We start from the raw sequence: 25147 nt of genomic DNA, 5'->3' as shown, positions 1-25147 counted from the left end.
CGACCCAATCACGGGCCGAGCTCCAAAACGGGAGGCGGCAATGGGACAAGACGTCAGAAGTCCCCGCGGTCCACGGTGCATTGCGCTGGTGGGCCCTTTCCAGAGCGGTAAAACCACACTTCTAGAAGCCATACTGGCGCGAACGGGCGCCATTAAAAGTGCCGGCAGCGTCGATGCTGGAACTTCCGTCGGCGATGCCAGCCCCGAAGCGCGCAATCACAAGATGGGCGTGGGCCTGAGCGCCGCGACCACCACCTTCATGGGCGATAGTTACACCTTTATCGATTGTCCCGGCTCGGTCGAGTTCGCGCATGACATGCGCGCCGCGTTGCCCGCGGTCGATGCCGCGGTCGTGGTCTGCGAGGCGGACGAGAAGAAGCTGCCGCAACTGCAGATCATCCTGCGCGAGCTGGAAGATCTCGGCATTCCGCGTTTTCTGTTTTTGAACAAGATCGACCGCGCCAACAAGCGCATCCGCGAAACGCTGGCGACTCTGCAGCCGGCCTCGCGCGTGCCGCTGGTGCTGCGGCAGATTCCGATCTGGAACGGCGAGCTGATCGAAGGCTTTGTCGATCTCGCACTCGAGCGCGCCTTCGTCTATCGCGAGCACAAGCCCTCCGAAGTGATTGCGCTGGAAGGAGGCGATCTCGACCGCGAGAAGGAAGCGCGCTTCTCGATGCTGGAAAAGCTCGCCGATCATGACGACGCGCTGATGGAGCAGTTGCTGGAGGACATCCAGCCGCCGCGCGACGCGGTGTTCGACGATCTCGCCCGCGAATTGCGCGAAGGGCTGATCTGCCCGGTGCTGCTGGGCGCCGCGAGCCGTGAAAACGGCGTGTTGCGGCTGATGAAGGCGCTGCGCCACGAATCGCCCGGCGTCGTCGAGACGGCGAAACGCCTCGGTGCGCCGTCGCAAAAGGAAGCGCTGGCCTATGTGTTCAAGACGCTGCATCTGCAGCACGGCGGCAAGCTGTCAATGGTGCGGCTGCTCGCCGGCCATCTCGATGACGGCGCGACGTTGCAATCCTCCTCCGGCGAAGCTGGGCGGGTCTCCGGCATTCTCGCGGTCAACGGCGCGTACGATACCAAGCGGCCTTCGGCCGAGGCCGGCGACACCGTCGCCCTCGGCAAGCTCGACGCCATCAAGACCGGAGACACGCTGTCCGGCGGCAAGACCGCGCCGCCGGCGCTGGTGCAGGTGACGCCGGTACCGCCGGTGCTCGCGATGTCCGTCTCGGCGGCCGATCGCAAGGACGATGTCAAGCTGGGTCAGGCGCTGCTGAGGCTGAACGAGGAGGATCCGTCGCTGACGATGATCCAGAACCAGCGCACCCACGACATCGTGTTGTGGGGACAGGGCGAGATGCATCTGCGCGTCGCGATCGAGCGTCTGCGCGACCGCTTCGGCGTCAATATCAAATCGCAGCCGCCTGCGATCGGCTACCAGGAGACCATCCGCAAATCGATCACCCAGCGGGGCCGTCACAAGAAGCAGTCCGGCGGCCACGGCCAGTTCGGCGACGTGGTGCTGGAAATCAAACCATTGCCGCGCGGCTCGGGTTTTCAATTCCAGGAAACCGTCGTCGGCGGCGCGGTGCCGAAAAATTATATCGGCGCGGTGGAAGAGGGCGTGGTCGACGGTCTTGCCAAGGGCCCGCTCGGCTTCCCCGTCGTTGACGTGCAGGTGACGTTGACCGACGGCTCCTACCACAGCGTCGACTCCTCCGATCTTGCCTTCCGCACCGCTGCGCGGATCGGCATGAGCGAGGGGCTGCCGCAGTGCCAGCCGGTGCTGCTGGAGCCGATTCACATGGTGGAGATCGTCTGTCCGACGGAAGCGACGGCGAAAATCAACGCGATCCTGTCGGCGCGACGCGGCCAGATTCTCGGCTTCGACACCCGCGAGGGCTGGCCGGGGTGGGATTGCGTCCGCGCCACCATGCCGGAAGCGGAGATCGGCGATCTGATCGTGGAGTTGCGCTCGGCCACCGCCGGCGCCGGCGGGTTCACCCGCCAATTCGACCGCATGGCCGAGGTCACCGGCCGCGCCGCCGACCAGATCATCGCTGCGCATCGCGTCGCGGCGTAGCCGGCCGGCCTGGCCGCCGCAGCTCCATCTGCGGCGGCGCGGCGTTCGGCTTGACACACTTCAGCGAAAGATAAATTGATCGTCGTGGCCGGGTTTATCCCGGCCATCAACGTCTTTGGAGGAGGCTATTGTCGTGAGCAGACCCCCCGCCGCTTGCCTGATCGGATGGCCGGCCGCGCATTCGCGTTCGCCGTTGATCCATCATTATTGGCTGCGGACGCTGGGCATCGAGGGCGGCTACGTCATTGAGGCGGTGCCGCCCGATGAGTTTCAGGATTTCGTCTTCCGGCTGTCGCTGCGCGGCTTTGTCGGCGCCAACGTCACCATTCCGCACAAGGAGCGCGCGCTTGCGTTGTCGAAACCGGACGAGCGCGCCCGCGCGGTCGGCGCCGCCAATACTCTGTGGTTCGCAGACGGCGAATTGTGCTCGACCAATACCGACGTCGAAGGGTTTATCAACAATCTCGACGCCTGCGCCAGCGGCTGGGACCAAGCAGAGGATGCGCTGGTGCTGGGCGCCGGCGGTTCGTCGCGCGCCGTCGTGTTTGGACTGCGCGAACGCGGCATCAAGCGCATTCATCTCATCAATCGCACCATGGCGCGCGCGAGCGCGTTGGCGGATCAGTTCGGCGCGAGCGTGTTGCCCGTGGCGTGGGATGCGCTCGGCGATCTCCTGCCGCGCGCCGGGCTTCTGGTGAATACGACCTCGCTCGGCATGAAGGGCCAGCCGCCGCTCGAACTCGATATCGGCCGGCTGCCGTCACGCGCCGTCGTCGCCGATCTCGTTTATGTGCCGCTCGACACGCCGTTGCTGAGCGCCGCGCGCGCCCGCGGGCTGAAGACCGCCGACGGACTCGGCATGCTCTTGCATCAAGCGGTGCGGGGATTCGAACTGTGGTTCGGGCGGCGTCCCGAGGTGACGCCGGAGCTTCGCGCGCTCGTCGAAGCCGATCTCACGAATACATGATCGGCTGATCGCGGATACTTGAGCCGGAATTTTTTTGAAAAGCCGGGGTCAATGGCTACGTCAGTACCGCCACCGGAGACCCCAGCATGCCCGTCCGTCATTTTCAGCTCGTTCGCCCGCTTGTCGCTGTCGCGATGGTGGCGGGCTCCACGCTTTACGCGATTGCCCAGCAACCACCGACGCCGACGCGCGTTCGCGGCACCATCGAAGCCGTCGATGGTGACGTACTTGCCGTGAAGTCCCGCGGCGGCGAGGACGTCAGGCTGCACATGACCAGCGACGTCAACGTCGTCGGGATTAGCAAGATCTCGCTATCCGACATCAAGGTCGGATCCTTCATCGGCACCACCACAGTGCCGGGACCCGACGGCAGCCAGAACGCGGTGGAAGTGCATGTATTTCCGGAAGCGATGCGCGGCACCGGCGAGGGCTCGCGGCCCTATGATCTGCGTCCGAACTCCACGATGACCAACGCGACGGTCGCGGATTCCGTGGTCGGCAATGACGGCCATACCCTGACGGTCAAATACAAAGGCGGCGAGAAGAAAGTCGTGGTCTCTCCGGAGACGCCGGTCGTGACCTACGTTCCCGCCGGCAAGTCCGACCTCAAGCCCGGCGCCAAGGTGATCGCCTTCATGAAGAAGCTGCCGGATGGCTCGCTCGAGACCAGCCGCGTCAGCGTCGGCCTCGACGGGCTGACCCCGCCGATGTGACTTTCCCCTCTCCCCTTTTGGGAGAGGCATAGGCGGCCAAAGTCCGCCTATCGCCACCTTCTCCCACAAGGGGAGAAGGGAAATGAAGAACCCGCGCCATGGAATAGCTACCTCCCGTGCGGTGTTTGCGTTGAGTTGGGCGCCAATACATCTCGGGAGGAATACCATGCTGAAATCATCTTCATGGCCATGGATGCTAGTGGCCTCGCTGGGCCTTGCCGCTCTGGTTGCGACGGAGGCCTCGGCACAACAGCCGCCGACGGTTCGCATTCGCGGCACCATCGAGGCGGTCGACGGGCCCATGCTGTCGATCAAATCGCGCGAGGGCACCGACATGAAGGTGCGTGTCACCGACAATGTCGCGGTGTTCGGCGTTGCCAAGACCGAACTGTCGGAAATCAAGGAGGGCTCCTATATCGGCGTCACCGGCATGCCGGAGCCGGACGGCACCCAGAAGGCAGTCGCGGTGCATATCTTCCCGGAGAACCAGCGCGGCGCGGCCGAAGGCTTCCGGCCATGGGATCAACGCCCGAACTCGACCATGACCAACGCTACCGTCGCCCAGACGGTGAAAGGCACCGACGGCCAGAACATCCTGGTCAAATACAAGGACGGCGAAAAGAAAGTCGTGGTGCCGCCGGGTACGCCTGTCGTCACCTTCGTCGCCGGCGACAAGTCCGAGCTGAAGCCGGGCGCGAAAGTGATTATCTTCAGCGCGGTGAAGAAGGACGACGGCACGCTGGAAGCATCGCGCGTCAATGTCGGCCGCGACGGAATCACACCGCCGATGTGAAGGTTTCTTCCCTTCTCCCACAAGGGGAGAAGGAAGAAAGCAAGCTAGATCTAAACCGCCAGTACGCGATCGTCGATCTCGGCAATCGTGTTGACGCCACACAGCCCCATGGTCGTGAGCATTTCCTTAGCCAGGATGTCGAGCGCCTTGGCAACGCCGGCTTCGCCGCCGGCCCCTAAACCATAGACATAGGCGCGGCCGATCATGCAGGATTTGGCGCCGAGCGCGAGCGCGCGCACTACGTCCTGGCCGGAGCGGATGCCGCCGTCGAACATGATCTCCATCTTCGAGCCGACGGTATCGACGATTTCAGGCAGCACCTCGATCGATGACGGCGCGCCGTCGAGCTGGCGGCCGCCATGGTTGGAAACCACGATCGCCTGCGCGCCGGTCTTGGCGGCTTCCTCGGCGTCCTCGACGTCGAGAATGCCTTTCAGGATCAGCTTGCCCGGCCAGATTGAGCGAATCCAGTCGAGGTCCTTCCAGTTCAGCGAGGTATCGAACTGCGAGGCCGTCCATTCCGAGAGCTTGGTGAGATCCTCGGTGCCTTTGACGTGGCCGACAATGTTGCCGAAGGTTCGGCGCTTGCCACGAAGGACGCCGGCGACCCATGAGGGCTTGCTCGCAAAGTCGATCAGCTTCGACAGTGACCATTCCGGCGGCACCGTCATGCCGTTCTTGATGTCCTGATGGCGCTGGCCGATCACCTGCAAATCGACGGTCAATACCAGCGCCGAGCATTTCGCCGCGATGGCGCGCTCGATCAGCGATTTGATAAAGCCGCGGTCCTTCATCACGTAGAGTTGGAACCAGAACGGCTTGTCGACGCTAGCGGCGATATCCTCGATCGAGCAGATCGACATCGTGCTCTGGGTGAAGGGAATGCCGGCGGCCTGCGCGGCGCGGCAGGCGTGAATCTCGCCATCGCCATGCTGCATGCCGAGCAGGCCGATTGGGGCGAGAATCAAGGGCATCGCGGCCGGCTCGCCGAGGATCGTCGTGGAGAGATCGCGCTTGGAGACATCGACCAGGATGCGCTGGCGGAACTTGATCTGCTGCAGATCCTCGGAATTGGCCCGCAGCGTGTCCTCGGTGTAGGAGCCGCGGTCGGCGTAGTCGAAAAACGCCTTGGGAACCCTGCGCTTGTGCAACTGGCGCAGATCCTCAATGCAGGTGATGTGCTTCATCGACGTCCCGGCCCCTTCTTGAACTTCTTCGCTGCGTCGTCATCTAGCATGGTTGGATGGCCTGCCAAATCGCATCCCTTGGGCGCCATTGTCGACCGCGAGGACATCTCATGACCGGACCGCGCAAAGCCGCCCCCGCCGAGCCCGGCCTGGCCGATCGCGAGGAAAAGCGCCGGCTCGACGACGCCCTGGAGGAGGGTCTGGAAGAGACCTTTCCGGCATCCGATCCGGTCAATGTCACCCAGCCGCCACCCTCGAAGGGCGACCAGCACGTCAAGCGGAGCGGCTGAGCCGGCAGGACCGATCGGCTGCCGGGCGCGAATATCCAGATATAACAATTGGTTATATTGCGTTATGGCGCCAATGGTCGTAATGATTCATCATATTTTTTGAAGCCATTTTAGCGGGCGAAGGATTATAACCCCCAGCACGCTACGATGGAGGCGTTCGGGGATTCGTGGCCGTGATGGCCTGAAGACCCAGAATGGCTGGGGGTCACATGAGCCGCAAATATTTCGGTACCGACGGAATTCGGGGCCGCGCCAATGGTTTGATCACGCCGGAGCTCGCGCTCAAGGTGGGGCAGGCGGCGGGTCTGGTGTTTCAGCGTGGCGATCACCGCCACCGCGTCGTCATCGGCAAGGATACGCGTCTCTCCGGCTACATGATCGAGTACGCCATGGTGGCCGGATTTACCTCGGTCGGCATGGACGTGCTGCTGCTCGGCCCGATGCCGACGCCGGCGGTTGCGATGCTGACCAAGTCGATGCGCGCCGATCTCGGCGTGATGATTTCAGCGTCGCACAACCTGTTCGAGGACAACGGCATCAAGCTGTTCGGTCCGCAGGGCTTCAAGTTGTCCGACGACGTCGAGAAGCAGATCGAGCAATTGCTCGACGAGCCGATCGACCGCCGCCTCGCCCAGAGCGCCAGCCTCGGGCGCGCCCGCCGCATCGACGGTGTCCACGACCGCTATATCGAATTCGCCAAACGCACGCTGCCGCGCGAACTCTCGCTCGACGGCCTGCGCGTCGTGATCGATTGCGCGCACGGCGCGGCCTACAAGGTGGTGCCGGAAGCACTATGGGAGCTCGGCGCCGACGTTATCGCGATTGGCGTCGAACCCGATGGTTTCAACATCAACAAGGAATGCGGCTCGACCTCGCCGGAGGCGCTTGCCAAGAAGGTGCGCGAGATGCGCGCCGATATCGGCATTGCGCTTGACGGTGACGCCGATCGCGTCATCCTGGTCGACGAGCGCGGCCATGTCGTCGACGGCGACCAGCTGCTCGCGGTGATCGCGCAGAGCTGGAGCGAAGAGGGCCGTCTCGCCAAGCCCGGCATCGTCACCACCGTAATGTCCAACCTCGGGCTCGAGCGCTTCCTCGAAGGGCAGGGGCTCGGCATGGTGCGTACGCCGGTCGGCGACCGCTACGTGCTCGAGCAGATGCTCGCGCAGGGCTACAATCTCGGCGGCGAGCCCTCGGGCCATATCATCCTCTCCGACTACGCGACGACCGGTGACGGCTTCGTCGCAGCGCTGCAGGTGCTGGCCGTGGTACAAAAGCTTCGCCGCCCGGTGTCGGAGGTCTGCCATCGCTTCGACCCGCTGCCGCAGATCCTGAAGAACGTGCGCTATCGCTCCGGCAAGCCGCTCGACCACGCCGAAGTGAAATCGGCGATCATGGACGGCGAGAATCGCCTCAATGGCCACGGCCGGCTGCTGGTGCGTTCGTCCGGCACCGAGCCTGTGATCCGCGTGATGGGCGAGGGCGACGACCGCCTCCTGGTCGAGGAAGTCGTCGACCAGATCGTCAACGCGCTCGGCCACGCCGCGGGGGCATAAGCACGTTTTATCCGAAGGACGCATGATTGCTGATCGACGGTGCGCGGCAGCGCATCGCAGCTATCGGCTATTGCTGCTGGTCGCAACCGGGCGTGCGACGTAAAAGGCAGCATTGCGTCAGCGAATCCTTTCCGGGAATGCGCCGTTGAACAAGCCCGTCATCGTAACTGAGGAAACCGCGACCGCGCCGGTGGTTGTGTCGGACGCGGCGCGGGGGCTCGCTGTGAAAGCGGCCGTGGCAGGGCCGGCCTATGTCGTGCTCGCCGGCATCAGCTTCTCGCATTTCCTCAACGACACCATGCAGTCGTTGATTGCCTCGGTCTATCCGATCCTGAAGGACGCCTACGCGCTCGACTACGCGCAGATCGGCATGATCACGCTGGCGTTTCAGTTCACCGCGTCGCTACTGCAGCCCGTGGTTGGACATTTCACCGACAAGAAGGCGCAGCCGTTCTCGCTCGCGATCGGCATGGGCTTTACGTTCTTCGGCTTGCTGCTGCTCAGCGTCGCGCATCTCTATCCGATCATCCTGATCGCAGCGGCGCTGGTCGGGCTTGGCTCTGCGGTGTTTCACCCGGAGTCGGCGCGGATCGCGCGCCTGGCTTCCGGCGGACGCTACGGCTTCGCGCAATCGGTGTTTCAGCTCGGCGGCAGTTTCGGCACGTCGATGGGGCCGGTGCTGGCGGCGCTGATTGTGGTGCCGTTCGGCCAGCCTTCGATCGCCTGGTTTTCGTCGATCGCGTTTGTGGCGATCGTGATCCTGTGGCGGATCGGCGTTTGGTACCAGCCGCAGATCACGACAAAGAAAGCGGCGGCGGTGGAACGTCATCCGGACCTGCCGGATTCCCGGCGCGTCAGAATCGCGCTTGCGGTGCTGGTTGCGCTGTTGTTCTCGAAGCAGCTCTACGTGTCGAGCCTGTCGAGCTACTACATCTTCTATCTGATCGAAAAGTTTCAGGTGTCGACGCAGGCAGCCCAGCTCTATCTGTTCCTGTTTCTTGCCGCCAATGCGGCGGGCGCATTCTTCGGCGGGCCGCTCGGCGATCGCTTCGGGCGCAAATACGTCATCTGGTTCTCGATCCTCGGCGCGCTGCCGTTCACGCTGGCGCTACCCTATGCCGGCCTCTTTGCGAGTGCGGTGCTGACCGTGTTCATCGGTCTCATCATCTCGTCGGCGACGTCGTCGATCATCGTGCTCGCGCAGGAGCTGATGCCACATCGCTTCGGGATGATCTCCGGCGTGTTCTTCGGCGTTGCATTCGGCATCGGCGGCCTTGGCGCCGCGGTGCTCGGCAAGCTCGCCGATCACACCGGAATCACCTTCGTCTATCACCTCTGCGCATTCCTGCCGGCGCTCGGGCTGCTCGCGGTGTTCCTGCCGAAGATGCCGAGACCCACGCGCTAGGCGTGCGCAGCGTTGCCGGTCGTCGCATCAACAAAATCTTAACGCTGCGACGGCGAGCTTTCTAAATACATCGTTAGGATGTGTGTCGGCTTCCGCTGTTTTCTGCGCTGCTGATACATCGACTCATGCGTCGCAAGCAGCGGCCAGGAAAAATAGTCAGAGATTGTCAACCTTAAAAATTAGGGTTAAGCGCCGCTTAAGCTTTTGATGCGATCGTCCGTCCGTGAGTTTTTGAAGTGGGGCCCTTTGGAGTCAGCCTCACCGGACAAAAGGACGAAGCCCATGCGTAGCGTTAAGTCTTTCATTGCCGCCGGTGCGGCCACTTTGTTGTCCCAGGCGGCGTTTGCTGCCGACATGGCGATTGCGCCGCCTCCCTATGCTCCGGCCCCGGTGGTTGAGGATTTCGGCGGCTGGTATCTGCGCGGCGATATCGGCTTCAGCAATCAGCGCGTCGATCGTCTGAACAACGCGCTCGATGCCACCACTACTTCGTCGGTGCAGACGAACAGCTTCGGCACCGCCGGCATTTTCGGCCTCGGCGTCGGTTACAAGGTCAACAACTGGTTCCGCGCTGACGTGACCGGTGAATATCGCGGCAATTCGCAATTCTTCGGCAAAGACGTCATCACCTTTCCGGGCGGCTTCGGCACCGATACCTATCACGCCACCAAGTCAGAATGGGTGGTTCTTGGCAACGCCTATGTCGATCTCGGCACGTGGTGGTGCGTCACCCCGTTCATCGGCGCCGGTGTGGGCGGCGCGCGGGTTTCGATTGCGAACTTCACCGATCAAGGCATCACCAATTTTGCTGGCGTCACATCACCGAGTCTCGCCTTCGGCGACAACGTCGCGAAGTGGAATTTCGCCTGGGCCGCGCATGCTGGTCTCGCCTACAAAGTCACGCCGAATTTTACCGTCGAACTCGCCTATCGCTATCTCGACATGGGCGACGGCCTGACCGGCGACCTCCGCACCTTCGATGGCACCAACAACATCAACAACCCGACCACCTTCAAGAACATCACCTCGCACGACCTGAAGCTCGGTGTACGCTGGGATCTGACCAGCCCGCAGGTCTACGCGCCGCCGCCGCTGATCCGCAAAGGTTAATTGCGACTTCCATTCGTTAATGATTGCCGGACGGCGCGGGCTTCCCGCGCCGTCTGCTTTTTGGCGTCGGCGATCAGCCGAAAAAATGTTGGTTCGTTTTTCGGCAAGATTGCGCCAATCGGAAGGCGCGAAAACGATTGGTTAAGGTTAACAGGCGATGATCAGCGCCAAGTTCAGAGTGTCGGATGGAGCGTTGCGATGCGTCGATTCTTGCTGGTGGCGATGTTATGCGGAGCGGTGACGGGCGCGCGAGCCGCCGATATGCCGGACCTGCCGTTTCTCCGCGGCGGCTTCACCGAGGGGCTGAGCACCAGCACAGTGAACTGGCAAGGCGGCTACATCGGCGGACATGCCGCCTATGGCACTTCCAACATGAATTTTGCGAATTCGACGAGGACCATCGCGGCGCGCCTCTTGGACGGTACGGAGATGGAGAGCGTCCAGCGAATATCGGAGTGGCCGATCATGGGAAAAGTTTCGGCCCACGGAGAGGGGTTCGGCGGATTCGTCGGCTACAACTTCCAGTGGACGGACGTCGTCGTAGGCGTTGAACTGAACTACACGCACGGCAAGTTCGGCGGCTCGCAGACCGGCAGTATGTCGCGGTTCTTCACGCTTCCTTCCGGGTACACGGTTGGCGCCACCTATGAAGGGACTGCGCGGATGAATATTTCCGACATGGGAACGCTTCGGGTCCGCGGCGGCTATGCGTATGGCTCGTTCCTCCCTTATATGTTTGCCGGCATCGCACTCGGGCAGGCCGATATCATTCGCACCGCCCGTGTTTTCGGAACTCAGGTCAATTCGGCCGTCGCGCCGCCTTTCAATAACGTGCCGTTCGACGTTAGCGCAACCGACGCCCAGTATAGCCACTTGATCTACGGCTATTCGTTCGGTCTCGGCACCGAAATAATGCTGATATCAAATCTGTTCATGCGCGCGGAATGGGAGTACGTGCGCTTTGCCTCTTCGGTCGACACCAGCATCAACACGGTCCGCGCCGGCCTCGGCTACAAATTCTGATCCCGCCACGGCGGCGCCGGTTCGGCGCCGTTGACAGATTTGTCGCCACCTGTTGCACTATCGGCCATAACAGGGGCGGCACATGAAGATCTACGGCGATATTAATTCCGGCAATTGCCTGAAGGTGAAGTGGGTATGCGATCATCTCGCGCTGCCCTGCACCTGGATAGCGGTCGATACACTCAAGGGCGAGACGCGGACGGCGGACTTCCTCAAGCTCAACAGCGCCGGCCAGGTGCCGACCGTCGAGTTCGACGACGGCCGCACGCTGGCGCAATCCAACGCCATCATCCGCTATCTCGCCCGCGGCTCTGGTCTCATTCCGCAGGATGCATTCGCGGAAGGAAAGATGGATGAATGGCTGTTCTGGGAGCAATACAGCCACGAGCCCTATATCGCCGTCTGCCGCTTCCAGATGTTCTACCTGAAGAAGCCGGCCTCTGATCTCGATCCTGAGAAGGTCAAGCGCGGCTATGCGGCGCTGGCGCGGATGGAGCACCAGCTTGCGCTGACGCCGTTCCTGGTCGGCAACGCCGTCACGCTCGCTGACATATCGCTATTGGCCTATACCCGCGTGGCGCATGAAGGCGGCTTCGATCTCGACGGCTACGCCGCGGTGCGCCGCTGGATCGGCGAGACCGAAAAATTCCTCAAGCTTCCGCCGGCGCGCTGACTTCACCGAAATGCATGATGACTGAGATTGCGAAGGTCGCCATCCGCCCCGCGCGCCGCGAGGACGTCGGCACCATCATCGCCATGCTGGCGGACGATCCGCTCGGCGGTGCGCGGGAGCGGATCGAAGACCCGCTGCCGCAATCCTATTTCACGGCCTTTGAACGGCTGCAGCATGACCCGAACATCCTTCTCGTCGTCGCCGAGGACGGCGAAGGTGCCGTGGTCGGTTGCCTGCAGCTATGCATTCTGCCGGGGCTGAGTTCGCAAGGCGCGTCGCGCGGCCTGATCGAGGATGTCCGCGTCGCCAGCCACTGCCGCAGCCGCGGCATCGGCGAGCAGATGGTGCAATGGGCAGTCGCAGAAGCGCGCGCGAGGGAATGCAAACTGGTCGAATTGCTGACGCATCACACCCGTGTCGATGCGCAGCGGTTCTACGAGCGCTTGGGTTTTGCGCGCAGCCATGTCGGCATGACCTTGCGATTTTGATAGCCATAGCGTTTTCGAGCGAAGTGGAATCCGGTTCGCGTAAAGAAAACGCGTCAGAATAAAGGTCAGGCAACCGCGGTTGAAGCGCGCTTGCGACCAATGCCTGAGGTAGTCGTCACTATGCGATCCGGTTAACAACCGATAAACTACGCATGCGTCTGTGATTTTACGGACAGGAACGTCTCCGCTATGCCGGCGTCTCCCAAGGGGCTTTGGGGAGCTTGGGGATTTCCAAATGAAAAAATATTCGATTGTTCGGATCGGAAGCGAATATGTCGTGCAGGCCGGGGAGACCAGCATTTTGAAGGTCTCGAGCCGGCGAGAGGCCGCCAAACTGGTCACCGATGCCGCCGAACTTCTGCAGCAGCAGCCGGCTCCCTGCGCGGACGAGGACCCATCAATCGAGCGTGAAGCACCCGAAGCTTCTTGACGATCGGGCCCGATTCCCCTAATGACCGCGGCGGGACACCTCCCCCCAACGGGAGGCTTACTATCTGGAAGGATAGATTATGACCGTAGCGAAGCCCGCTTCGCGGCCGAACGTGCCGCATTTTTCCTCCGGCCCCTGTGCCAAGCGCCCCGGCTGGAATCCCCAAAATCTCAAGGACGCAGCTCTCGGCCGCTCGCACCGCGCGAAGATCGGTAAAGCGCGGCTCAAGCTCGCGATCGAATTGACGCGCGAAGTGCTGGAAGTGCCGGCCGACTACAAGATCGGCATTGTGCCGGCGTCCGATACCGGCGCGGTCGAAATGGCGTTGTGGTCGCTGCTCGGTGCGCGCCCCGTCACCACGATCGCCTGGGAATCCTTCGGCGAGGGCTGGGTCAGCGACATCGTCAAGGAGTTGAAGCTCAAGGACGTCGCCAAGCTGCACGCCGGCTATGGCGATCTTCCGGATTTGAGCAAGGCCGATCCGGCCTCCGACATCGTTTTCACCTGGAACGGCACGACTTCAGGCGTGCGCGTGCCGAACGCCGACTGGATCAGCGCGGACCGCCAAGGTCTCACGATCTGCGACGCCACGTCGGCTGCGTTTGCGCAAGAACTCGATTTCGCAAAGCTCGATGTGGTCACGTTCTCGTGGCAGAAAGCGCTGGGCGGCGAGGCGGCGCACGGCATGCTGATCCTCTCACCGCGTGCGGTGGAGCGGCTCGAGACCTACAAGCCGGCCTGGCCGCTGCCGAAGATTTTCCGCCTCACCAAGGGCGGCAAGCTCAACCAGGGCATCTTCGAGGGCGAGACCATCAACACGCCGTCGATGCTGTGCGTCGAGGACTATCTCGATGCCCTGAACTGGGCGAAATCGATCGGCGGTCTCAAAGCCCTGATCGCGCGCGCCGACGCCAACACCAAGGTGCTGTCGGACTGGAAGGCGAAGACACCGTGGATCGACTTCCTGGCCAAGGACCCGTCAATCCGCTCCAACACCTCGGTGTGCCTGAAGTTCATCGATCCCGCGATCACTTCGCTGACCGCGGACGCACAGGCTGAGTTCTCCAAGAAGCTGGTTGCGCTGGTGGAGAAGGAAGCCGCCGGTTACGACTTCGCCTATTACCGCGATGCGCCCGCGGGCCTGCGGATCTGGTGCGGTGCCACCGTGGAAGCCTCCGACGTCGCGCTGCTGACCCAGTGGATCGATTGGGCGTTTGCCGAGACCAAGGCCGCGCTGCCGAAGGCGGCGTAAGCTCGCGTTCACATCGCATCGTCATGGCCGGGCTTGACCCGGCCATCCATCAAAAAAAGAAGATGGACCCGCGGGTCAAGCCCGCGGGTGACGAGATCAGTACATTGTCGCCCATTAAGGGATCACCCCAATGACCAAACCCAAAGTTCTCATTTCCGACGCGCTGTCTCCCGCTGCCGTTCAGATCTTCAAGGATCGGGGCGTCGAGGTCGACTTCCAACCCAATCTCGGCAAGGACAAGGACAAGCTCGCCGAGATCATCGGCAATTACGATGGTCTGGCGATCCGCTCGGCGACGAAGGCCACCGCCAAGATCATCGACAAGGCGAAGCGGCTGAAGGTGATCGGCCGCGCCGGAATCGGCGTCGACAATGTCGAGATACCCGCGGCGACCGCCAAGGGCATCATCGTGATGAACACGCCGTTCGGCAACTCGATTACGACCGCCGAGCACGCGATCACCCTGATGCTGGCACTGGCGCGTGAAATTCCGCAGGCCGACGCCTCGACCCAGGCCGGCAAGTGGGAGAAGAACCGCTTCATGGGCGTCGAGATCACCGGCAAGACGCTGGGTGTGATTGGTTGCGGCAATATCGGCTCGATCGTGGCCGACCGCGCGCTCGGCCTGAAAATGAAGGTGGTCGCGTTTGATCCGTTCCTGTCGCCGGAGCGCGCCAAGGATATCGGGGTCGAGAAGGTCGAGCTCGACGAATTGTTCAAGCGCGCCGACTTCATCACGCTGCATACGCCGCTGACGGAGAAGACCAGGAACATCATCGACGCGGCGGCGCTCGCCAAGATGAAGAAGGGCGTTCGTATCGTCAACTGCGCCCGCGGCGGTCTGGTCGACGAGCAGGCGTTGCTCGATGCGCTGAATTCCAAACACGTCGCCGGCGCGGCCTTCGACGTGTTTGTCGAGGAGCCCGCTAACAAGAACGTGCTGTTCGGCCATCCCAACGTGATATGCACGCCGCATCTCGGCGCCTCCACCACGGAAGCGCAGGAGAACGTCGCACTGCAGGTCGCCGAGCAGATGTCCGACTACCTCCTGACCGGCGCGATTTCGAATGCGGTGAATTTTCCGTCGATCACGGCGGAAGAAGCGCCGAAGCTGAAGCCGTTCATCGAGCTCGCTGAAAAGCTCGGCTCGTTCGCAGGCCAGCTCACCGAAAGCGGAATCCTCAAAGTCCAGATCACCTATGAGGGACACGTCGCCGAGATGAAGATCAAGGCAATCACCTCGGCGGTGCTGTCGGGCTTGCTGCGCCCGATGCTGGGCGAGGTCAACGTAGTCTCCGCGCCTGTTGTCGCGAAGGAGCGCGGTATGGTGGTCGACGAGATCGTACGCGCGGCGCAGAGCGACTACGAAAGCCTGATCACGGTGACCGTCACCACCGAACGGCAGGAGCGTTCCGTCTCCGGCACCGTCTATCACGACGGCAAGCCGCGGCTGGTCGACATCAAGGGCATCCGGGTCGATGCCGAGTTCGGCAAGTCGATGATCTATGTCACCAACGAGGACAAGCCCGGCTTCATCGGCAGCTTCGCCGGCCTGCTCGGCGACGCCAACATCAACATCGCCACCTTCCATCTCGGCCGGGTCAAGCAGGGCGGCGACGCCATCGCACTGGTCGAGATCGACGGCCCCGTGCCGGCCGACGTGCTTGCCAAGGTGCAGGCGCTGCCGCAGGTGAAGCAGGCCAAGGCGCTGGTGTTTTAAAACGCGCATCCCCTTCTGGGAAGATTGTTCGCCGCGGTGCTGCCGCGGCGAAATCCCGATCGAACCGATTCCTTCCTCGCCGCGTCTCATGACCGGGAGTGGTGGGCGTTGTTTGTCCGCCGGTATCCGGCGAACGGTTCAGGAGGGTATCCATGCGATTGATTGCGAACAGCTTTTTGACGACGAGCCTCGTCGTTCTGACGACGATGGCCGCCGTGCCGGGGCAGGCGGCCGACATCGCCGCGAGCTCGGCGGTGGATGCCGTCACTGTCTATCCCGACGGCGCCAGCGTAACGCGCCTCGTTACGCTCGATCTGCCGGCCGGCGAGAATTCCGCTGTTCTCAAGGACTTTCCCCTGACGCTCGATCCGTCGTCGCTGCGGGTCGAGGGTGAGGCGGGCGCAAAACTCACGATCGGCGCGATCGACGCAAAACCGCCGCGCGCGGCGCCGCCGGTCAACCTGCCCGAAGTCGACAAGCGCATCGAGGTGCTGAAGGACGAGCGGACCAATCTGCAGGGCGCGATCGATGCGGCCACCGCGCGTCGCAAGTTCGCCCAGCGATTTGCGGATGCGTCACCGGCCGGGATCGGCGACAAGGGTGACGCGCGGCCCATCGCCGAATGGCGGGCGGCCTTTGCGGCGGTTGGTGAGGAAATTGCCAGCGCCGATGCCGCGATCCGCGATGCCCAGCGCAAGCAGCGCGAACTCGACCGCGAGATCGCGGGTCTCGAACAGGACAAGGCGCAGAAGCCGCCGAGCAAGCTGGAAGTGCGGATCGAGCTCGCAGCGGCGTCCGCGACCAAGGCGACGTTGCGGGTGACCTATGCGGTGCGCAACGCGCGCTGGACGCCGCTCTATGACGCCCGGCTCGACACCGGCGCGAAAGACCGCAAGCCCGCGCTCGAACTGGTGCGCCGCGCCGAAATCACGCAGGCTACCGGCGAGGACTGGTCCAATGTCGCGCTCAGCGTCTCGACCGTGCGCACGGCGCGTGGCGGCAGCGCGCCTGAGCTCAATCCGCTGATCGTGCAGTACCCGCAAACGCCACGGCCTCAGGCGTCCGCCAGCGGTACGATGGACAGCAACAGGACGTTGTTGCGTGCGGCGCCGGCGCCCAAGATGGCGGAGGCGCTGGGCGGGAAGGTCGAGGAGCAACAGGCCACGGAGGAAGTCAGCGGCTTCCAGGTGGTGTTCAAAATTCCGGGCCGCGTCAGCCTCGGTGCCAGCGAAGGCGCCAAGAGCCTGCGTGTCACCAGCGCGACTATCGCGCCCGATCTCGCGGTCCGCGCCGCCCCGGTGAAGGACCCGACCGCATTCCTCAAGGCGAGCTTCAAGCAGAACGAGGACGCGCCGCTGTTGCCGGGACGCGTCGCGATCTACCGCGACGGCGTCTTCGTCGGCCGCGGGCAGATGGCCGCTGCGGCCAAGGACGAGACCGTGCGGCTCGGCTTCGGCGCCGACGACAAGATCAAGATTGAACGCGCGGTTCTCAAGCGCAACGAGGGATCGGCCGGCCTGATCATGACGACGTCGAAGACTGACGAGCGCGCGTTCAAGACGACCGTGCGCAACGGTCACGATTTCCCGATCCGGATCGCGATCGAGGATCAGTTGCCGGTCAGCGAGAACGAGGAAATCCAGGTCGAAATGCTGTCGTCCACGACGCCGCCGACCGCGAGCAATGTGCGCGAGCGGCGCGGCGTACTGGAATGGGCGTTCGAGGCCAAGCCGGGCGAAGTGCGAGACATCAACTTCGCCTGGCGGATACGCTGGCCCAAGGACAAGGGCGTGGTGATGGTGCCGGCGGGCTGAGGCTGCGGCTCCCTCTCCCCGTTCTTCACGGGGAGAGGGTAGGGGTGAGGGGCTCGCTCCGCGAACTCAACAGTAGTGATGATGCGGAAGCAGCCCCTCACCCCGACCCTCTCCCCGCAAAGGGCGGGGAGAGGGAGAACTGGCGTCCGTGCTCATTTGGCCGCCTTCAACTCCGCTTCCCATCCAAATACCGAGCGGCCGCCGAGCTGCGGCGACGCCGCGCGTTCACCGGAGATGAACGCGTCGAACGACGGCCCCTTCGCAGAACGTTCGAGCTGGCGCGACTGGTCGTCGAGGCGCTTCAAGGCCTGCATCTCCTCGTCGCGTCCGAGTTTTGCGTTCTGCACCGCCGACTTCAGCACGCGGATGGTCTCGTCATAGACCTTGATCGGGACGGCATAGGGATGGCGGTCCTTGCCGCCATGCGCCAGCGAGAAGCGCGCCGGGTCGCTGAACCGGTAGGGCGCGCCGTGGACCACTTCGGCAACCATCGCCAGTGAACGCACCGTGCGCAGGCCGACGCCGGGCGTCAGCAGCAATTCCGGAAAATCGACCGGCCCGCGCTCGGCAGCGGCGGCGAGCGTGCCGTGCAGGCGCCGGCTGAAGACATCGCTCGACCTGACATCATGATGCGCCGGCATCACCAGATGCGGCAGCAAGGCTTGGGCCGGCTCCTTGCGTTCGATGATCGCCAGTTCATTGGCGATGCCATCCGGCCCCAGCTCGCTCAGCAATTCAAGCTGCGCCGCGCGCGACCGCCCGGCACGGTGGTCGGTGAGGTTGACGATCTCGCCCTGCTGCGGGCCATCGATTGCGCTATGCGGTTCGTCGACAAAGCTTTCGAGTTGCTCTGAATGCCAGTGATAACGCCGCGCCTGCCGTTTGTCGCCGTTCATGCCCTGCTGCACGACCGTCCATTTGCCGTCATCGGTAACGAAAAAGCCGTGAAGATAGAGGTCGAAGCCGTCTTGCACGGCGGCGCTGTCGACCTTGGCGACGAGACGGCTGGCGCGGACCAATTGGGGAGCGTCGAAGCCGGTGCGTTCGCCGAGCAAGCGAAGCTCGTCCGGCGTCTTGCGCGAATGTTGGCCACGGCCGCCGCAGACGTGAATCCCAAGCTCACTCTCCAGTGGCTTGAGCCCGCGCTTAAGCGCGCCGATCACGCTGGTGGTGATGCCGGACGAATGCCAGTCCATGCCCATCACAGCGCCGAACGATTGAAACCAGAACGGATGCGATAGCCGCCTTAAGAATTCGTCACGCCCGTAATGATGCACGATCGCCTGGGTAATGATGGCGCCGAGCGAGGACATGCGTACCCCGAGCCAGGCGGGTACGCGCCCGCCATGCAGGGGTAAATCGGCGCTGCCGGTACGTCTTGCCATCGGTTCCTGCGGATCTGAATCGGCGGCCAGTTTATCAGACCGGCAAGCCGCGCTGTCAGCTCTTTCGGTCAGCCATCGTGCGGAACGTGATCGAATAACGCTTCGCCTCGACCGGAGGAATGCTGTGTTCCCAGACCTCGCGGGACTCGCCGGACATCATATAGAGCGAGCGCGGCGCGGCCTCGAGCGTGTAGCGTTGCCATTTTTCGCCGACCGCGCGCCGGAAGCGGAATCTGCACGCCGATCCCATCGAAAGGCCGAAAATCCGGTCAAAGTGCCGTTTGTCCCGGTGCCAGCCGATCCCGACGCCGACTTCGTATTCGGTGCAGAGCACCTGCGCGATCTGCGTCGGCGGCCGGCCATACGCTTCGACCTTCTCGATCAGCGGACGGAGCCAGTCGGGAATCGGCTCGGCCGGCTGCAATCGCTGCAGCGTGTAATCGTAGCGGAACCCGAACGACGCCACCCGGCGTTTGCCTTCGAAGACGCCGAACTGGAACGGCTGCAGCGGTAGCGCCGAGATCCGCCCAATGAGCTCGCGCTCGAGTAAGGGCGAAACGAATTCGGCCGCGTATTGCAGGCCATCGGGTCGGTCTTCGGGAAATAGTGCGAGCTGTCCAGTCAACCCTTGGTCCCCAGCGCCTTGCGTAAGGACGGAATATGGGGAGGCGAGAGCGGCAGACAAAGTCCGACAGTGGGCATTGCGTTCGCGGCAAGGGGAGACCTCTACTGCGCCGCGTCGATTGCCTGTTTTTCCTGCTAGCGGGAGGAACTTTGCCAATCCAAGCCCATTGTCGATTGAGAAATGGCGGCGGGGCACATGGAGAAAGCCATGCACGGTCTCATCTATCTCGTCGGTCTCATTGTCGTAATCCTGGCGGTTCTGTCCTTCTTTGGTCTTCGCTAGCGCATGGAGAGGTCGATGGAAAACGTCTCTTCTCCTGCGGTGCGCGGCGATGTCGCGGCGCGTTTGCTGCAATGGTCGCCGATCGTGCTAGGCGCGTTTGTGGCGACGGCGTTTTCGTCCGTGCTGCTGACGTTTGGCGCCACGATCGGTCTCGGAGTTACATCGACTGCGCCGACCTGGCGTGATGCGTCTGCGGCGCTGGCGATCCTGTCGGGGCTTTATTTGATTATCCAGGCCGTCCTCAGCTTCGGCCTCGGCGGCTACATCGCCGGTCACAGCCGTCTCTCGGCCGGCCCGGCTGCGGCGGAGGAAACAGAACATGTTGACGGCGCCCACGGCCTGGGCGCCTGGGCACTCGCCGTCGTCATGGGGGCGCTCCTCGCTGCCCTGATTGGCGCAGCCACGATCAACCGGACACCTTCGATGCGCGGCCCTGCGCAGGCCAGCACCGCCGAGCCGCTCTTGAGCTATGAGTTGGACCGGCTGTTTCGCGCCAGCCGCCGCGCGCCAAATGTCGATCTCAGCGCCGAGCGGGCCGAAGCCGGCCGCATCCTGCTCACCACGTCGAGCCACAGCGGGCTCAGCGCGGACGACCGCACCTATCTGATTCAGCAAGTCGGCGCGCTCACGGGCCTTTCCGCGCCCGATGCGGAGCGGCGGGTCGATAGCGTCGTCGCCAGCGCCAAGACCGCGATTGCGAGATCACGGCGAAGCAGCATCATTCTCGCCTTCTCGGTCGCGACAGCCATCCTGCTCGGCGCCGTGGCTGCCTGGGCCGCAGCTTGCGCCGGCGGACGGCATCGCGATGGTGCGCCGCTGCCAGAGTGGATCGAGCGGTCGAATGCGCTCAGCCGGCGAAAGACGGTGATGCCGTAGCCCGGCACTGCGCCGGCACACTATAGCTTTTCCGTTACCCTGAGGAGGCCGCGTTGCGGCCGTCTCGAAGGGCGATGGCTACCGGGGGGCCGTTCATCCTTCGAGACCCGCTTCGCGCTCCTCAAGATGGGATTGGCTTGGACGCCACGGCCTACTTCGCCTTCAAGAACTCCCCCACCTCCAGCAGCACGAACTCGTTATCGTCAGCCTTGTTGGGATCGCGGCTCGACGAGAACGGCAAATTGTTGTCGTTGCCGACGATGATATGCGCCTCGTCGACGCGATCGACGTTCTCGATGGTGAAGAACGGAAAGGTCAGCACGCCGTCATTGAGCGGCTTGCGCGCCTTCTTGTCGGGATCACGGATCTTCATCAGGTCGATATAGGCGATCTTGCGCACCGGCTTGCCGACATTGGCGTCGGAGAGTTCGACCTTGTAGACGCGCTTGAACTTTGCGAGGTCGGCGAAGCAGTTCTCGCCGCGCTGGCCGGCCGGGCAGGCTTTGTCTGCGGTGCCCTCGCCATTGTCGCGCTCGATGATCAGGCCGTTTGAAGCGTCGATCATGTTGAAGTCGCCGATGGCGTGGCCGTTCTGCTCGAATACGTAGTGCCAGTAGCGGCCGGTAAATTTTTCGGCCGCGACGTCGAATTCGAGGATCCGCGCGGCTTCCTTGCCGTCGACCTTTTCAACGTCCTTCTTCTCGGCATCCCACAGCGGGCCTTCCAGCAGCCCGTAGAGGAACTTGCCGTCCTTCGAAGCGGCAAAGCCTTCATAGCCTTTGGAGCGGCGCAAATTGACCGTGGTGTAGCTTGCGCCTGGAGCTGCCGGCGACTGCACCGACCAGTGATCGGGCGAGCGCACCGGTTTGCCGTCGGCGCTGGTTTCGAACACCGCCAGGACCTTGCCGGTCTTGTCGACCTTCAGCACATGGGGTCCGAACTCGTCGCCGATCCAGAAGGTGTCGCCGATAATCTGAAAGCCTTCGGTATCGTAATCCGCGCCGGTGAGATAGCGCTTGGCAGTGTCTTCATGGAGAATGCGGAATGGCACCTTCTTGTCGGGATCGTGCAGGAAGACGGTTTCCTGCCGCTCGATCTTGCCGCTCGCCCAGTCGATCTTGTGCCGGTTGAGATAGAGCATCGAGTCGGCCGAGTTGTAGCGCGAGCCCATGCCGTTGTCGGTAAGCACCCAGAACGAACCATCAGCCATCACCTTGATGCCGGAATGGCCCTGCAGCGGCTGTCCCTTGAACGGCAGCGATACGCCGGTCGGGCGTTCGTAGGATTTGCCCATCACAGTGCCCACAGCGTCGACGCGGCGGCCGGTGGTGTATTTGCCGGATGTCTTGAGATCGTCAGGCGCATCAGCGGGCGCCTCGATAAAGCTCTGCGCCGGCAGCACGGCGTGGCCCTTCAGCGTGGCGGGAAATTCGCCTTCACCTTGGGCGAAGGCAGCGCCGGCCAGAAACATGGACGCGACGGAGCAGAGCAATGACACGCGCATGGCGGATCTCCTGTAGAATGGCGATGCGGAGTGTCTTGCGCAGCGGCTGTTACAGCCGGCTGACAGTTTTGTGAAAGCCGCGTAACGGCGTTGGATAAGGCTGCGGTTTAGGTGTTACTGCGTTGCAGCCGGCCGCATGGTCTGCGGCAGCAGGAACGGCACGCCCTGATCGGTATAGTCGATCTTCACATCCACCTCAAAAATCCGGCGGATGGTCTCGGCCGTGATCGCGTCAGCTCGACCACCGTCGACGGCGAGCCGGCCGCGATGCAAGAGCACGATCCGGTCGGCGAAGCGCATGGCGAGATTGAGGTCGTGCAGCACGGCGATAACGGCCGTGCCGTTCTGCGCGCGCCGCTTTGCGGTTTCTACAAGGTCGATCTGATGGCGCATGTCGAGGCTAGAGGTCGGCTCGTCCAGCAGCAGGAGGCCCGGCCCATGCTGCGCCTCGCCGCAGGCGAGCTGCACCAGCACGCGGGCGAAATGCGCGCGCTGCTGTTCGCCGCCGGAGAGCGTCGGTAATTGCCGCTGGCTGAAATGCGCCAGATCGACCTCACCGAGCGCCGCATCGACCAGCCGCTGCGCGGCGGCGCGGCCGGCATCACCCGCGCCCATATGGACGATCTCCTCGACCGTGAACGGGAAGGTGACGTTGACATGCTGCGACAGCATCGCGCGGTGATAAGCGAGCTGACGCGGCGCATAGAGGTGGATGTCGCGCTGCTTCAGCCTGATCTGGCCGCGCGTCGGGCGGAGATCGCCGGACAGCATCCGCAGCAGCGTCGATTTGCCGGCACCGTTCGGGCCGACGATCGCAACCATCTCGCCGGGAGCGACGCAAAGATCAATGCCATCGACCAGCGTGGCGCCGCCAACGACCATCGAAACCGATTTCGCTTCGAGAATGGCGGTCATAGCGAAACCAGCCCGCGCTGGCGGAGCAGCATGGCCAGAAAGAATGGCGCGCCGATTGCGGCCGTCAGGATGCCGATCGGCATTTCCGCGGGCGCGACGATGGTGCGGGCCAGCGTATCGGCGCCCACCAGCAGCACCGCGCCGAGCAGCATGGAAGCGGGCAACAACAAGCGGTGCGCCGGCCCGATCACCAGCCGCAACAGATGCGGCACCACGATGCCGATAAAGCCGACGACGCCGCAGACCGAAACCGCCACGCCCGTCATTGCCGACACCAGCACAATCGAAATCCGCTTCAGCCGCTCGACGTCGACGCCGCTATGGAACGCCTCGGCTTCGCCGAGCACCAGCACGTCGAGTCCGCGCGAGATGGAGAGGCAGGCGATCGCGGCACACCCCAGCACCGGCGCCAGCGTGGCGAGCTTGGGCCAGGTCGCGCCGCTCAGCGAGCCCAATAGCCAGAACGTGATGTCGCGCAACTGGCGATCGTCGGCGATGAATACGAGGAGCCCGATGCCGGCATTGGCGATGGCGGCGATGGCAATGCCGGCCAGCAGGAAAATCGCGATCGACGTCCGCCCCGAGCGGCTCGCGATCGAATAAAGGATGACGGTGGTCGCGAGCGACCCGGCGAAGGCCGCGATCGGTAGCAACTGATGCTGCATGAAGCGGAAGTTCTGGCCGATCTGGCTGTCGGTGAAGACGATCGCAGCCGCGGCCGCCAGCGCACCGCCGGAGGAAACGCCGACCAGCGCGGGGTCGGCGAGGGGGTTGCGAAACAGCCCCTGCATGATGGCTCCCGATGCCGCTAGCAGCGCGCCAATCATTGCTGCCGCGCCGATCCGTGGAATACGGATCGACCACAGCACAAGCTGGTCGCGCGCGAGGCTGGGCCCGCCCGCGGCGTCGCCCCACAGGCCGAGTGCGGCCGGCAGCCGCGTCAGCGGAATTCCGGCGGCGCCAACCGTCAGCGCGATCAGCGCCGCACCCGCCAGCGCGGCGAAAAGGCAGATGAGGGTCAGCGAGGCGGGAGGGCGCAACGCGTATCCGCTGCGGCGCCTGGCGCTAGCCTCGGTCAGGACGGTCATTTCCGGCAATCGGCGGTGAGTGCCGCAGGCTTGAATGTCTCGGCCTGCGGCGCCAGCGCCGGATAGAGCTTGATCGAGAGATCGCGGGCGGCGGCCGCCGTGCGCGGCCCGAAGCCGAGCAGATAGAGGCCTTCCATGGAGATGAAGGTCTTGTTCGCCGCAACAGGGGTCAGCGCGAAGGCCGGATGAAGATACACCGTCTCCGCGACCACGGAATCCTTGCCGCGTTGGATCGAGAGCACCACGTCGGGCTTCGCCGCGACGATCGCCTCGTCGTTGATGATCTTGTAGCCCTCGTAGCCGTCGATCGCGTTGACACCGCCGGCAAGCGCGATGATCTCGTTTGCCGCGGTGTTCTTTCCGGCGGCCATCGCCCGGCCGTTCAACAGCGACATCACGAACATCACGCGCACCGGCTTCGTCACCTTGGCGCGCAGCTCGCGCAGTTGCGCCAAATCGTCCGACACCGCCGCGGTCAGGCATTCGGCGCGCTCGTCCGCGCCCATGGCGTGGCCGACCAACTTAATCTTGTCGAGCAGGCCTGCTTCCGAAAAGGTTTCAGGCACCAGCACCAGCGGCACCTTGGCGGCTTCCAGCACGTCCATGGTTTCCTTCGGCCCGGACCCTTGCGCCGCCAGCACCAGGGAGGGGTTGAGCCCGAGCACGCCCTCGGCCGAAAGCTGGCGCATGTAGCCGACATCCGGTTTCTCGCGCGCCGCGGCCGGATAGAGGCTGGTCGAGTCGACGCCAACGAGGCGGTCCTCGAAACCGAGCGCATAGAGAATTTCCGTGATCGCGCCGCCGATCGAGACGATCCGCGCGGGATCACCGATCGTGACATCGCGATTGCGGGCGTCATGCACCGTAATGCCCGCAGCGAGCGCGACGCCGCTAAGCAGGAAGCAGCCCGCGGCGGCCGACACTGCGAGCGTACGACAAACTGTCATTGCCGGTTCACCAGG

The 25147-nt window shown here is 63.6% G+C and carries 23 protein-coding genes; 16 read left to right on the top strand and 7 right to left on the bottom strand.

The window, feature by feature from the left end; translation table 11 throughout:
• Positions 1–40: 40 nt before the first annotated feature.
• The 4 genes from IVA95_RS07485 (at position 41) to IVA95_RS07470 (ending at position 4562) form a co-directional block, all read left to right on the top strand.
• Positions 41–2089, top strand: a complete 2049-nt coding sequence (locus IVA95_RS07485) for an elongation factor G (RefSeq protein WP_247509924.1) — start codon at positions 41–43, stop codon at positions 2087–2089.
• A 133-nt stretch (positions 2090–2222) separates the two neighbouring features.
• The gene (locus IVA95_RS07480) at positions 2223–3056 is read left to right on the top strand and encodes a shikimate dehydrogenase (RefSeq protein WP_247509923.1); all 834 of its coding nucleotides are present in this window, start codon (positions 2223–2225) and stop codon (positions 3054–3056) included.
• Between the two features lie 134 nt (positions 3057–3190).
• Positions 3191–3769, top strand: coding sequence for a hypothetical protein (locus IVA95_RS07475; RefSeq protein WP_247510053.1), 579 nt, complete (start codon positions 3191–3193; stop codon positions 3767–3769).
• A 166-nt stretch (positions 3770–3935) separates the two neighbouring features.
• Positions 3936–4562, top strand: a complete 627-nt coding sequence (locus IVA95_RS07470; RefSeq protein WP_213248233.1) for a hypothetical protein — start codon at positions 3936–3938, stop codon at positions 4560–4562.
• Between the two features lie 50 nt (positions 4563–4612).
• Here IVA95_RS07470 and IVA95_RS07465 read toward each other — a convergent pair whose 3' ends face one another.
• The gene (locus tag IVA95_RS07465; RefSeq protein ID WP_247509922.1) at positions 4613–5749 is read right to left on the bottom strand and encodes an alpha-hydroxy acid oxidase; all 1137 of its coding nucleotides are present in this window, start codon (positions 5747–5749) and stop codon (positions 4613–4615) included.
• Between the two features lie 110 nt (positions 5750–5859).
• Here IVA95_RS07465 and IVA95_RS07460 point away from each other — a divergent pair, with 110 nt between their 5' ends.
• From IVA95_RS07460 to IVA95_RS07410, 11 genes are all read left to right on the top strand, one after another.
• The gene (locus tag IVA95_RS07460; protein WP_247509921.1) at positions 5860–6039 is read left to right on the top strand and encodes a hypothetical protein; all 180 of its coding nucleotides are present in this window, start codon (positions 5860–5862) and stop codon (positions 6037–6039) included.
• Between the two features lie 209 nt (positions 6040–6248).
• Positions 6249–7595 carry a phosphoglucosamine mutase gene (glmM, locus tag IVA95_RS07455; protein ID WP_247510052.1) on the top strand — a complete coding sequence of 449 codons (1347 nt, stop codon included), beginning with the start codon at positions 6249–6251 and terminating at the stop codon, positions 7593–7595.
• A gap of 145 nt (positions 7596–7740) precedes the next feature.
• Positions 7741–9000, top strand: coding sequence for an MFS transporter (locus IVA95_RS07450; RefSeq protein WP_247509920.1), 1260 nt, complete (start codon positions 7741–7743; stop codon positions 8998–9000).
• A gap of 282 nt (positions 9001–9282) precedes the next feature.
• Positions 9283–10110, top strand: coding sequence for an outer membrane beta-barrel protein (locus IVA95_RS07445; protein WP_247509919.1), 828 nt, complete (start codon positions 9283–9285; stop codon positions 10108–10110).
• 198 nt (positions 10111–10308) lie between these two features.
• Entirely contained in the window at positions 10309–11133 is an 825-nt protein-coding gene (locus tag IVA95_RS07440; RefSeq protein WP_213248243.1) for an outer membrane beta-barrel protein, read from the top strand.
• An 82-nt stretch (positions 11134–11215) separates the two neighbouring features.
• Entirely contained in the window at positions 11216–11806 is a 591-nt protein-coding gene (locus IVA95_RS07435) for a glutathione S-transferase family protein (RefSeq protein WP_247509918.1), read from the top strand.
• A gap of 14 nt (positions 11807–11820) precedes the next feature.
• Positions 11821–12294: a GNAT family N-acetyltransferase gene (locus IVA95_RS07430; protein WP_247509917.1), complete on the top strand. Its 474-nt coding sequence runs from the start codon at positions 11821–11823 to the stop codon at positions 12292–12294.
• Positions 12295–12529: 235 nt separating this feature from the next.
• Positions 12530–12724, top strand: a complete 195-nt coding sequence (locus tag IVA95_RS07425; protein ID WP_247509916.1) for a hypothetical protein — start codon at positions 12530–12532, stop codon at positions 12722–12724.
• 79 nt (positions 12725–12803) lie between these two features.
• Positions 12804–13976 carry a phosphoserine transaminase gene (locus tag IVA95_RS07420; protein WP_247509915.1) on the top strand — a complete coding sequence of 391 codons (1173 nt, stop codon included), beginning with the start codon at positions 12804–12806 and terminating at the stop codon, positions 13974–13976.
• Between the two features lie 130 nt (positions 13977–14106).
• On the top strand, positions 14107–15696 hold the full coding sequence (gene serA / locus IVA95_RS07415) for a phosphoglycerate dehydrogenase (RefSeq protein ID WP_247509914.1): 1590 nt from the start codon (positions 14107–14109) through the stop codon (positions 15694–15696).
• Between the two features lie 152 nt (positions 15697–15848).
• Entirely contained in the window at positions 15849–17510 is a 1662-nt protein-coding gene (locus IVA95_RS07410) for a mucoidy inhibitor MuiA family protein (RefSeq protein WP_247509913.1), read from the top strand.
• A 152-nt stretch (positions 17511–17662) separates the two neighbouring features.
• Here IVA95_RS07410 and IVA95_RS07405 read toward each other — a convergent pair whose 3' ends face one another.
• Entirely contained in the window at positions 17663–18895 is a 1233-nt protein-coding gene (locus IVA95_RS07405; RefSeq protein WP_247509912.1) for a DUF763 domain-containing protein, read from the bottom strand.
• A gap of 55 nt (positions 18896–18950) precedes the next feature.
• A complete protein-coding gene (locus IVA95_RS07400; RefSeq protein ID WP_247509911.1) occupies positions 18951–19874 on the bottom strand; it encodes an alpha-ketoglutarate-dependent dioxygenase AlkB in 924 nt (307 codons plus the stop codon).
• On the opposite strand from IVA95_RS07400, the gene IVA95_RS07395 reads away from it, so the two are divergent.
• Positions 19818–20678 (top strand): hypothetical protein, encoded by an 861-nt coding sequence (locus tag IVA95_RS07395; protein WP_247509910.1) that lies wholly within the window; start codon positions 19818–19820, stop codon positions 20676–20678. The genes IVA95_RS07400 and IVA95_RS07395 overlap by 57 nt on opposite strands.
• A gap of 151 nt (positions 20679–20829) precedes the next feature.
• Here IVA95_RS07395 and IVA95_RS07390 read toward each other — a convergent pair whose 3' ends face one another.
• From IVA95_RS07390 to IVA95_RS07375, 4 genes are all read right to left on the bottom strand, one after another.
• Complete coding sequence (locus IVA95_RS07390) at positions 20830–22182, bottom strand: esterase-like activity of phytase family protein (protein WP_247509909.1); 1353 nt, start codon at positions 22180–22182, stop codon at positions 20830–20832.
• A gap of 114 nt (positions 22183–22296) precedes the next feature.
• Entirely contained in the window at positions 22297–23097 is an 801-nt protein-coding gene (locus tag IVA95_RS07385; protein ID WP_247509908.1) for a heme ABC transporter ATP-binding protein, read from the bottom strand.
• Positions 23094–24185 (bottom strand): iron ABC transporter permease, encoded by a 1092-nt coding sequence (locus IVA95_RS07380; RefSeq protein WP_247509907.1) that lies wholly within the window; start codon positions 24183–24185, stop codon positions 23094–23096. Before IVA95_RS07380 ends, IVA95_RS07385 begins: the two co-directional genes overlap by 4 nt.
• Entirely contained in the window at positions 24182–25132 is a 951-nt protein-coding gene (locus tag IVA95_RS07375) for a hemin ABC transporter substrate-binding protein (protein WP_247509906.1), read from the bottom strand. Before IVA95_RS07375 ends, IVA95_RS07380 begins: the two co-directional genes overlap by 4 nt.
• Between the last annotated feature and the right edge of the window lie 15 nt (positions 25133–25147).

It is taken from the genome of Bradyrhizobium sp. 157 (assembly GCF_023073815.1).
In the GTDB taxonomy this organism is placed as follows: Bacteria; Pseudomonadota; Alphaproteobacteria; order Rhizobiales; family Xanthobacteraceae; genus Bradyrhizobium.
The sequence above is the reverse complement of the archived record's forward strand: the minus strand, read 5'-3'. Positions and strand labels throughout refer to the sequence as shown.

What these genes read in the sequence shown, in the direction of transcription:
- IVA95_RS07485 (WP_247509924.1), top strand. Translation starts at nt 41, where the DNA reads ATGGGACAAGACGTCAGAAGTCCCCGCGGTCCACGGTGCATTGCGCTG.
- IVA95_RS07475 (WP_247510053.1), top strand. Translation starts at nt 3,191, where the DNA reads ATGGTGGCGGGCTCCACGCTTTACGCGATTGCCCAGCAACCACCGACG.
- IVA95_RS07470 (WP_213248233.1), top strand. Translation starts at nt 3,936, where the DNA reads ATGCTGAAATCATCTTCATGGCCATGGATGCTAGTGGCCTCGCTGGGC.
- IVA95_RS07465 (WP_247509922.1), bottom strand. Translation starts at nt 5,749, where the DNA reads ATGAAGCACATCACCTGCATTGAGGATCTGCGCCAGTTGCACAAGCGC.
- IVA95_RS07460 (WP_247509921.1), top strand. Translation starts at nt 5,860, where the DNA reads ATGACCGGACCGCGCAAAGCCGCCCCCGCCGAGCCCGGCCTGGCCGAT.
- glmM (WP_247510052.1), top strand. Translation starts at nt 6,249, where the DNA reads ATGAGCCGCAAATATTTCGGTACCGACGGAATTCGGGGCCGCGCCAAT.
- IVA95_RS07445 (WP_247509919.1), top strand. Translation starts at nt 9,283, where the DNA reads ATGCGTAGCGTTAAGTCTTTCATTGCCGCCGGTGCGGCCACTTTGTTG.
- IVA95_RS07440 (WP_213248243.1), top strand. Translation starts at nt 10,309, where the DNA reads ATGCGTCGATTCTTGCTGGTGGCGATGTTATGCGGAGCGGTGACGGGC.
- IVA95_RS07435 (WP_247509918.1), top strand. Translation starts at nt 11,216, where the DNA reads ATGAAGATCTACGGCGATATTAATTCCGGCAATTGCCTGAAGGTGAAG.
- IVA95_RS07430 (WP_247509917.1), top strand. Translation starts at nt 11,821, where the DNA reads ATGATGACTGAGATTGCGAAGGTCGCCATCCGCCCCGCGCGCCGCGAG.
- IVA95_RS07425 (WP_247509916.1), top strand. Translation starts at nt 12,530, where the DNA reads ATGAAAAAATATTCGATTGTTCGGATCGGAAGCGAATATGTCGTGCAG.
- IVA95_RS07420 (WP_247509915.1), top strand. Translation starts at nt 12,804, where the DNA reads ATGACCGTAGCGAAGCCCGCTTCGCGGCCGAACGTGCCGCATTTTTCC.
- serA (WP_247509914.1), top strand. Translation starts at nt 14,107, where the DNA reads ATGACCAAACCCAAAGTTCTCATTTCCGACGCGCTGTCTCCCGCTGCC.
- IVA95_RS07410 (WP_247509913.1), top strand. Translation starts at nt 15,849, where the DNA reads ATGCGATTGATTGCGAACAGCTTTTTGACGACGAGCCTCGTCGTTCTG.
- IVA95_RS07405 (WP_247509912.1), bottom strand. Translation starts at nt 18,895, where the DNA reads ATGGCAAGACGTACCGGCAGCGCCGATTTACCCCTGCATGGCGGGCGC.
- IVA95_RS07395 (WP_247509910.1), top strand. Translation starts at nt 19,818, where the DNA reads ATGGAAAACGTCTCTTCTCCTGCGGTGCGCGGCGATGTCGCGGCGCGT.
- IVA95_RS07390 (WP_247509909.1), bottom strand. Translation starts at nt 22,182, where the DNA reads ATGCGCGTGTCATTGCTCTGCTCCGTCGCGTCCATGTTTCTGGCCGGC.
- IVA95_RS07385 (WP_247509908.1), bottom strand. Translation starts at nt 23,097, where the DNA reads ATGACCGCCATTCTCGAAGCGAAATCGGTTTCGATGGTCGTTGGCGGC.
- IVA95_RS07380 (WP_247509907.1), bottom strand. Translation starts at nt 24,185, where the DNA reads ATGACCGTCCTGACCGAGGCTAGCGCCAGGCGCCGCAGCGGATACGCG.
- IVA95_RS07375 (WP_247509906.1), bottom strand. Translation starts at nt 25,132, where the DNA reads ATGACAGTTTGTCGTACGCTCGCAGTGTCGGCCGCCGCGGGCTGCTTC.